Annotated in this window: 6 protein-coding genes; 2 read left to right on the plus strand and 4 right to left on the minus strand. The window is 44.5% G+C overall.

All coding sequences use genetic code 11. The annotated features are described in order from the left end of the window. Window positions 1-378: 378 nt before the first annotated feature. Window positions 379-1,752 carry an oxygen-independent coproporphyrinogen III oxidase gene (hemN, locus tag AACX68_RS04085; protein ID WP_228860653.1) on the minus strand — a complete coding sequence of 458 codons (1,374 nt, stop codon included), beginning with the start codon at window positions 1,750-1,752 and terminating at the stop codon, window positions 379-381. Window positions 1,753-2,036: 284 nt separating this feature from the next. Continuing rightward, window positions 2,037-2,552: a Der GTPase-activating protein YihI gene (gene yihI, locus AACX68_RS04090; protein WP_228860654.1), complete on the minus strand. Its 516-nt coding sequence runs from the start codon at window positions 2,550-2,552 to the stop codon at window positions 2,037-2,039. Between the two features lie 147 nt (window positions 2,553-2,699). On the opposite strand from yihI, the gene AACX68_RS04095 reads away from it, so the two are divergent. Continuing rightward, window positions 2,700-4,166 (plus strand): glycosyltransferase family 39 protein, encoded by a 1,467-nt coding sequence (locus AACX68_RS04095; RefSeq protein ID WP_228860655.1) that lies wholly within the window; start codon window positions 2,700-2,702, stop codon window positions 4,164-4,166. Window positions 4,167-4,269: 103 nt separating this feature from the next. Here the strand turns inward: AACX68_RS04095 and AACX68_RS04100 are convergent, their stop codons facing one another. Continuing rightward, entirely contained in the window at window positions 4,270-5,604 is a 1,335-nt protein-coding gene (locus AACX68_RS04100; protein WP_228860656.1) for an NCS2 family permease, read from the minus strand. Window positions 5,605-5,767: 163 nt separating this feature from the next. After that, window positions 5,768-6,319 (minus strand): TetR/AcrR family transcriptional regulator, encoded by a 552-nt coding sequence (locus AACX68_RS04105; protein WP_228860657.1) that lies wholly within the window; start codon window positions 6,317-6,319, stop codon window positions 5,768-5,770. Between the two features lie 105 nt (window positions 6,320-6,424). Between AACX68_RS04105 and AACX68_RS04110 the strand changes: the two genes are divergently transcribed. Then, a partial coding sequence (locus AACX68_RS04110) for an MFS transporter (protein WP_228860658.1) occupies window positions 6,425-7,535 on the plus strand: 1,111 nt, incomplete at its 3' end.

Here is a 7,535-nt window from a genome sequence, read left to right on the forward strand (position 1 = left end):
ACGCTGGATTTATATTATCCAGAATATATATCAGAATTGGAAACATTACTTTCAAAAGAGAATTAAAGAAAATACAAGGATTTAACAAAAAGGAATTAAGAGAATATTCAAGAGAGCTAAAATTAAAAAAACGCAAAAAGATAAGGGATAAAAAAAGAACAATTGAATAACTATAGCTAAATCAGCATAACTTGACGCAGTTTAAATACATCATAAGCAGTGATACCTTGTCATTTTAATTCAGATGCTATGTCATATTATGTTGGTTCTGCTATAAATGTGACCTATTAATTGTCATAAATATTCCTTAACCATTTATTTTAAATACACGAGAAGAACGTGCTCAGATAATCAGCATGTTCATCTCTCCTCTAAAATTCATATCACCCGTGAAAACTGCCGCTGGCGCATTTGATTACGCAGGTAATGATCAAAACACATGCAAATATTGCGGATTAACAAACGCCCTTTTGGTGATACCCGAATTTGCTTTTCACTCACTTCAACCAGCCCATCTTGCGCCAACGGTGCCAATAATTGCAGATCTTCGGCGAAATAATCTGTGAAACTCACGCCATAAGCGTGTTCAATATCAGCAAGATTTAACCGGAAATTACAGATTAACTCCTTGATCACATCACGACGGATGCAATCATCTCGCGTCAGCGCTAAACCCCGCCATAACGCATGGCCCTGCTCGTTTACCTCAGCATAGTAGGTTTTGAGATCTTTTTGGTTCTGTACATAACAGTCGCCCAACATACTGATAGCCGAAACACCGATGCCCAATAAGTCACACTCGCCTTGTGTGGTGTATCCCTGAAAATTGCGATGTAGTACACCTTCTCTTTGGGCAACCGCTAGTTCATCATCAGGGCGAGCGAAGTGATCCATGCCAATAAATTGATAGCCGTTACCTGTTAAAGTCGCGATAGTTTGCTGCAAAATATCCAGTTTCTGTGCCGCACTCGGTAAATCACTCTCTTTAATTTTGCGTTGTGCCGCAAACAGATTCGGCATGTGAGCGTAATTGAACACACTCAGACGATCCGGAGATAACGCCAGTACACGCTGCAATGTGAAAGCAAAACTTTCCGGTGTCTGCTTGGGTAGACCATAAATCAAATCAATACTGGTTGATGTAAAACCCGTTTCTCGGGCACGATTAACCAGTTCAAAGATAAAATCCTCATCCTGTTCACGATTGACCAGACACTGAACTTCCTTATTGAAATCCTGCACCCCCATACTCAGCCGGTTAAAACCCTTATTACGCAGATGATCAATGACATCCAGCTCAATTTCACGCGGATCAATTTCAATGGAAATTTCAGCATCGGGCAGAAAACAGAAGTGGCTACGCAACATCGACATCAATCGGCTTATCTGCATCTTATCGAGATACGTCGGCGTTCCTCCGCCCCAGTGCATCTGACTGACTTTCCGATGAGTAAATAACTTTGCCCTTGTTGCTATCTCTTGTTCCAGAACAGCCAGATAATCATCTGCTTTGTGTTTCTGCCGCGTAACCAGCTTATTGCAGCCGCAGAAATAACAAAGTTTATGACAAAACGGGATATGAATATAAAGGGAAAGAGGACGCTCAGGGTAACGTGCTGCGGCCTGTATGAACGCCGCATTATCATACTGCTGGTTAAATTCCAGCGCTGTTGGGTATGAAGTATAACGAGGCCCTGAATAATTATATTTTTGGATCAAAGGCAGATCCCAGACAATGGCTTGCTCTGACATGCTTATTTCTTCCGCTGTTCTGGCCTATCAAATGGGCTGCTATAGTTTACCCAATCAGCACAGCAAATACCATATTAAAAGTATGGGTATATACACAATGAATTTCAAAATGCGTCGCGGCGGCAAGAAAGTAAGTCCCCGGGAACATAGGTAACTATGTGACCGGGGTGAGCGAGCGCAGCCAACAAAGAGGCAACCTGAAAAACGAAGTGTATACCGCCTTTGATGATCAAGATAATTTATGCATGAATGGCTAGCCATTCAGAGCCGTCAACCTTCAGGAATTATTTACCTTTCAGCAACTGCATAATGTCGTCTTGTTTTTCTTCTTCGCTGTCATCCTCTTCCAGATCGATACCCAGCTCTTCCATCAGAACATCAATACGATCGAGCATTTTATCGACATAAACATTATCTTCTTCGGAAAGGTTTTCACCCTGCTCAAGACGTGCCAGCAAATCATCCAGACGTTCATCATTTTCCAGCATTTCCAGCTCTTCCCGCGCTGACAAGCGAGGTTTTTCGGGCGCTTTAGGCTGTTTTACGACTGGCTTAGCGACTGCTTTTTCACCAACAATCAACGGAACCGCGACTTTACTCCCGATACGAGGATCCTTCTCTTGTTTAGCACCAGTCTGTTTTTTCTGGTTACTTTCCTGATGGCGATTACCGGATGGATTACCACGATGTTTTTTCTGGCGCTTACGTTCGCGCCCTTCTGCGTTTAATTCTTCACGGCTTTTTCTTTTGTGCTTACCCGCAGAGGCTCTTGCAGGGGATTTTTTCTTTAACTGATTCATAGCGTGTGACTCAACTCGTGTTATCAAGATATTTTCGGCGGAATCTAACAGAATCCACATATAACATCCAATGTCATTCACTTATTCTTTCAAGTTCAGCTACTATTTTGAGTTACCTTAACTCAAATAATATAAGCCTTAGCAACTATGCGTTTCTTTGATATTTCTTATAGAACTTCATTGTATCTTTGGTGTATTGGTTATGCTGTCTTATGGATGTTAGTAAGTTATTACCTTGATCCGACTGTTCCCTATGATGCCGTAGAAGCCCTGAACTGGGGCATAAACGGTGAATGGGGTTCCCCGAAAAACCCGTGGCTGGTGGGTGTTGTGATGTTACCAGCTATTCATATCAGCCATATTTCTCTCAGTTTTTATTGGTATTTCATCCACTTTGCTGCCATTGCTATAGGTATGATGGGTGTCTGGCAACTGGCTTTGCGCTTAACAGGCAAAACTGAACTGGCATGGCTGGCCATGCTGTCTCTCAATCTGTCTGGCATCATCAATTTCGATATCATTCCGTATAATGACAATTATCTGCTGGTAATGTTGTGGTCCTGGTCACTATTGTTCTTCCTGAAAGCAATCGATGATCATCCCAAATGGTGGCTGGCGTTCGCGTTAGCTACAGGGCTGGCAACAATGAGTAAGTACTCTTCACTCTCGATTGTTGGCTCAGTCTTTTTACTTTCCCTGTTTGTTCCCAAAGTGCGGCGACATTATCGGCAGCCTCTGTTTTATCTGGCGCTTGCGCTATGGCTTATACTGGTATTACCCAATATCTGGTGGCTGGCAAATAACGATTTTTCTGCCTTCAAATGGGTAGACTCGCAAATCAAGCACGGATTTAATCTGCACACCACACGCTCTCTGTTTTCAGTCTTCTATCCTCTCATTATCGTCAGTGCCATTATTTATCTATTAGGCGGAAAAATTGGCTGGCCAAAACAGCAATCGAATCAATTGGCCAATATTGTCATTCTGCTGCCTCTGCTGATTATTTATGGCTGGTTTTCCTTCAATGAAGGCGGGCGCATGACCGAATGGCTCCAGCCTTTCATGGCAGTAGCTCCAGCGCTGCTAATCGGCTCGATAACCGTACGTCCCCATAAATCCTTAACGGGGACACTGCGAGGTCTGGCTGTGTTTGCTGTCGTAGTTCTCATTGGCTATGCCAGTATTATGCTAACAAATGTCCGTGGTGCGGGAGAAAAATTTGCAGGGATAAAAATCTTTTCCAGCCAGCTGGATCAGCGCTGGGATGAATTGTATTCAACACCACTGCATTATGTTGGAGGTGAATACCTGCATCAATGGCTGACGTTCTACAGCCACTATCGCCCCCAAACCATACAGCCGTGGGAAACCGGCAACGATGCGCCGCCCAATATTTATAATCGCCATATAAAAGAAAGTGATATTGTCAAAGATGGAGCGTTACTGGTGGGCAAAAGAGGAAAGAACTGCTCACAGGAACATTTCCGGTCCACGCTGGCGACATGGCCTGAATTAACTCTCAGCCATAAAGAGGATTTCACTTTTCAGGCACAGCCCGGCGCGGAATCTGAAGTCATTTGCATCGGTTTTATTGCACCAGAAAGCCGTCATTGATCTTCTTCTAGAAAAATATTCCGTATAATTTCCATAAAAAAAGCCTGATGCATCAGGCTTTTTTTATATTGCTCGGTACTCAGTTTAGCCGAGATTATAATTATCAGGCATCGACAAATACCATTTTCAGCATAAACAGCAACGTGACAACAATAACGCACGGGCCTATCTCCCGCCATTTTCCTGTTCCCAGTTTCATCACGCAATAAGCCATAAAGCCCAGTGCAATACCTTCAGTAATTGAGAAGCTGAATGGCATCATAACAGCGGTGATAAATGCCGGAACGGATTCTGTCAGATCATCCCATTTCACCCGTGTCAGGCTGGATGTCATCAAAACGCCGACATAAACCAGCGCACCCGCCGTAGCATAAGCCGGAACCATACTGGCCAGTGGAGAAATAAACATCACCAGCAGGAACAAAATACCAACGACTACAGCGGTTAATCCAGTACGGCCACCTACTGAGACGCCAGAAGAACTTTCTACAAAAGCGGTTACCGAAGAAGTGCCGATGTAAGAACCTGCCACTGAGCTGATGCTGTCAACATACAGAGCCTGCTTCATCTGCGGGAATTTGCCGTTACTGTCAGCAAGGCCGGCTTTATCGGTCACACCAATCAGCGTACCGGATGAATCAAACAGGTTCACCAGCATAAAAGAAAAAATAACCCCGACTAATGCGATATCCAGCGCACCTTTCACATCAACATGCCCGACAACACTCATGACACTGGGTGGCAAATCAAAAATACCCTGATATTCCACATACCCCAGCATAAACCCGATCCCCGTCGTTATTACGATGGACAGCAATACTGCGGCATGGAAATTACGTGCGGCTAAAATGGCAATGATAAAAAAGCCCAAAGCGCCCAGCAGGACGTTATGAGCAGTAAAGTTACCAATAGAAACGATCGTATCTGGATTCGGCACAATAATGCCGGCATTTTTCAGCCCCATCATGGCAATAAAAAGCCCGATACCGCTGGTGATTCCGACTCTCAGCCCCACGGGGATATTCGCTATCATCCAGTAACGGATGCGGAAAATCGTCAGGATCAGCAGCCCTACAGCACCCCAGAAAATTGCGCCCATCGCAACCTGCCACGAAACACCCATAGCACCAACAACAACGAAGGCAAAAAATGCATTCAGACCCATAGCAGGCGCAACCGCAACAGGTAAATTAGCCACTATTCCCATCATAATGCTGCCAAGTGCGGCAATTAAGCAGGTTGTGACAAATACAGCTTTAATATCCATTCCGGCAACAGACAGAATTTGTGGGTTCACAAAGACGATATAAACCATCGTCAGAAAGGTCGTCAGCCCCGCAATCATCTCGGTGCGAACTGTTGTACCATGCTCTTCTAGTTTAAACACGCGCTGAAGTAAGCCCTGACTATTTGCAGAGCCTGAATTGAGTGTACTCATTAATGTTTTATTCCTAAACAGATGAAGTTTTCGATTCATCCTACAGGAAATCAAAATAAATCGTTATCCTAAAAGATCAAAAAAGAAAACGATTGCTATGAGTACAATCAATAAGTTATATCACAAAGTGATTATTAACGAACTGCACTAATGGACGCTGTTTTTATTCACTATTTTCAGAAGGTGCCATCTCCAGAATATCGCTGAAAATATCCGCCCATTCATCCTTACCAATATCCATCAAGCCGAAGAAGCGTAAAATAAATACACCTTCTGTCGCCAAAAAAGCTAAACGGGCCCGACGACCTTCTGCTGTTGTTATATCCAGATTAGCGATGCGCTCACGATACCAGTCACGGGTTGATTCCAGATGTTCCGGTGTTTGCAATAACGATGCCATCAGTCCTGCCGCTTTCGCCGATGACACTTCATCGGAACATTTACTTGCTTCAATGTGCGCACGTATTGCAGTCAGTGGATCGGGCGCTTCTCCGGCTATTTTGTAGAATTGTTCCTCATAGCCAAGCCCCCAACGCTCAAACATCGCCTCAATAAGTGCATCTTTCGTATTAAAACTGTATTGAACCCCGCCCTTAGTGATCCCGACAGCTTTTGCTACCGCATCAATGGTAAGGGCCGCTGCCCCATGTGTGGTGACAATTTGTTCTGCTGCATCCAGCAGAATATTCCGGTCAATTGTTTTACGTCGTCCCATTATTACTCTCTTTTAATTCAATACGTATGTATTTATAATGTGCGCAATTTGTACCGTCAAGGGTTGGCGATACAGGATCCCTAAACCACACTGATGAGTTCTTTCATGAAATCAAATACTCGCTGGCTTGTGCTGGCTGTTATTTCCAGTGCACTTTTGCTGATTGTCATCGACATGACAGTCCTCTATACAGCTTTACCTCGTTTAACATACGATTTACGAGCATCTTCCACTGAGAAGTTATGGATCATGAATGCTTATTCATTAACCATTGCTGGCCTGCTTCCCGGGAGTGGTGCCCTGAGTGATCGCTTTGGTGCCAAGAAATTGTTTACTGCCGGATTAGCTGTGTTCGGTATTGCTTCAATGATGGCAGCATTTTCTCCGAATACCAGTATGTTGATCAGCGCACGAGTGATACTTGCCATCGGTGCCGCAATGATGATGCCGGCCACACTCGCAATAATCCGTCAGGCTTTCGAAGAACCCGCTCTTGCTATCGGAATCTGGTCCGCTGTTGCTGCCGGTGGCGCGGCACTTGGTCCCGTCATCGGTGGAATACTGCTAGAATATTTCTGGTGGGGTTCCGTTTTCCTGATAAACGTGCCTATCGTCATTATTGCGTTGATATTCGCCCTATTCACTATTACTAAAAGCCAGAGTAACCCACAACGCACATTCGACCTGCTGGCCTCTCTCCAAATTATGATCGGGCTGATTGGCATTACTTTTGCTATCAAAGAAATCAGCAAACAAGCCCCATCAATGGGAATTGCCACTATAGCCAGCGCAATCGGGATGATATTCACGATGATGTTCGTTTCTCGGCAACGTCGTTCATCTGCACCGATCATAGACTTTACTTTATTAAAATCCTATGGTTTTGCTACCGGTATCGCGACCGCTTTTGTTAGCACCGCAGCCCTGATGGGAGTTGAATTAATAGTCAGTCAGCGACTGCAACTTGTTGCTGGTTTATCGCCTTTACAGGCAGGATTAATTATCTTACCTATCCCACTAGCTTCTTTCGTTGCCGGGCCATTAGCGGGTCTTGCCATACCCAAATTAGGTTCGGGGAAAATCATGTGGCTTTCGCTTTTTCTGGCGGAGAACATCATTTCCGATGCAGTCATACCCTCATGGCTGCGCCAGCCCGCGCAGGGCAAGGCTTTCAAAGGAACTCGTTTCGTCCGTTTTACCTCGATCACTTTTTTGA

Source organism: Xenorhabdus sp. PB61.4 (assembly GCF_963894935.1).
GTDB lineage: Bacteria > Pseudomonadota > Gammaproteobacteria > Enterobacterales > Enterobacteriaceae > Xenorhabdus > Xenorhabdus stockiae.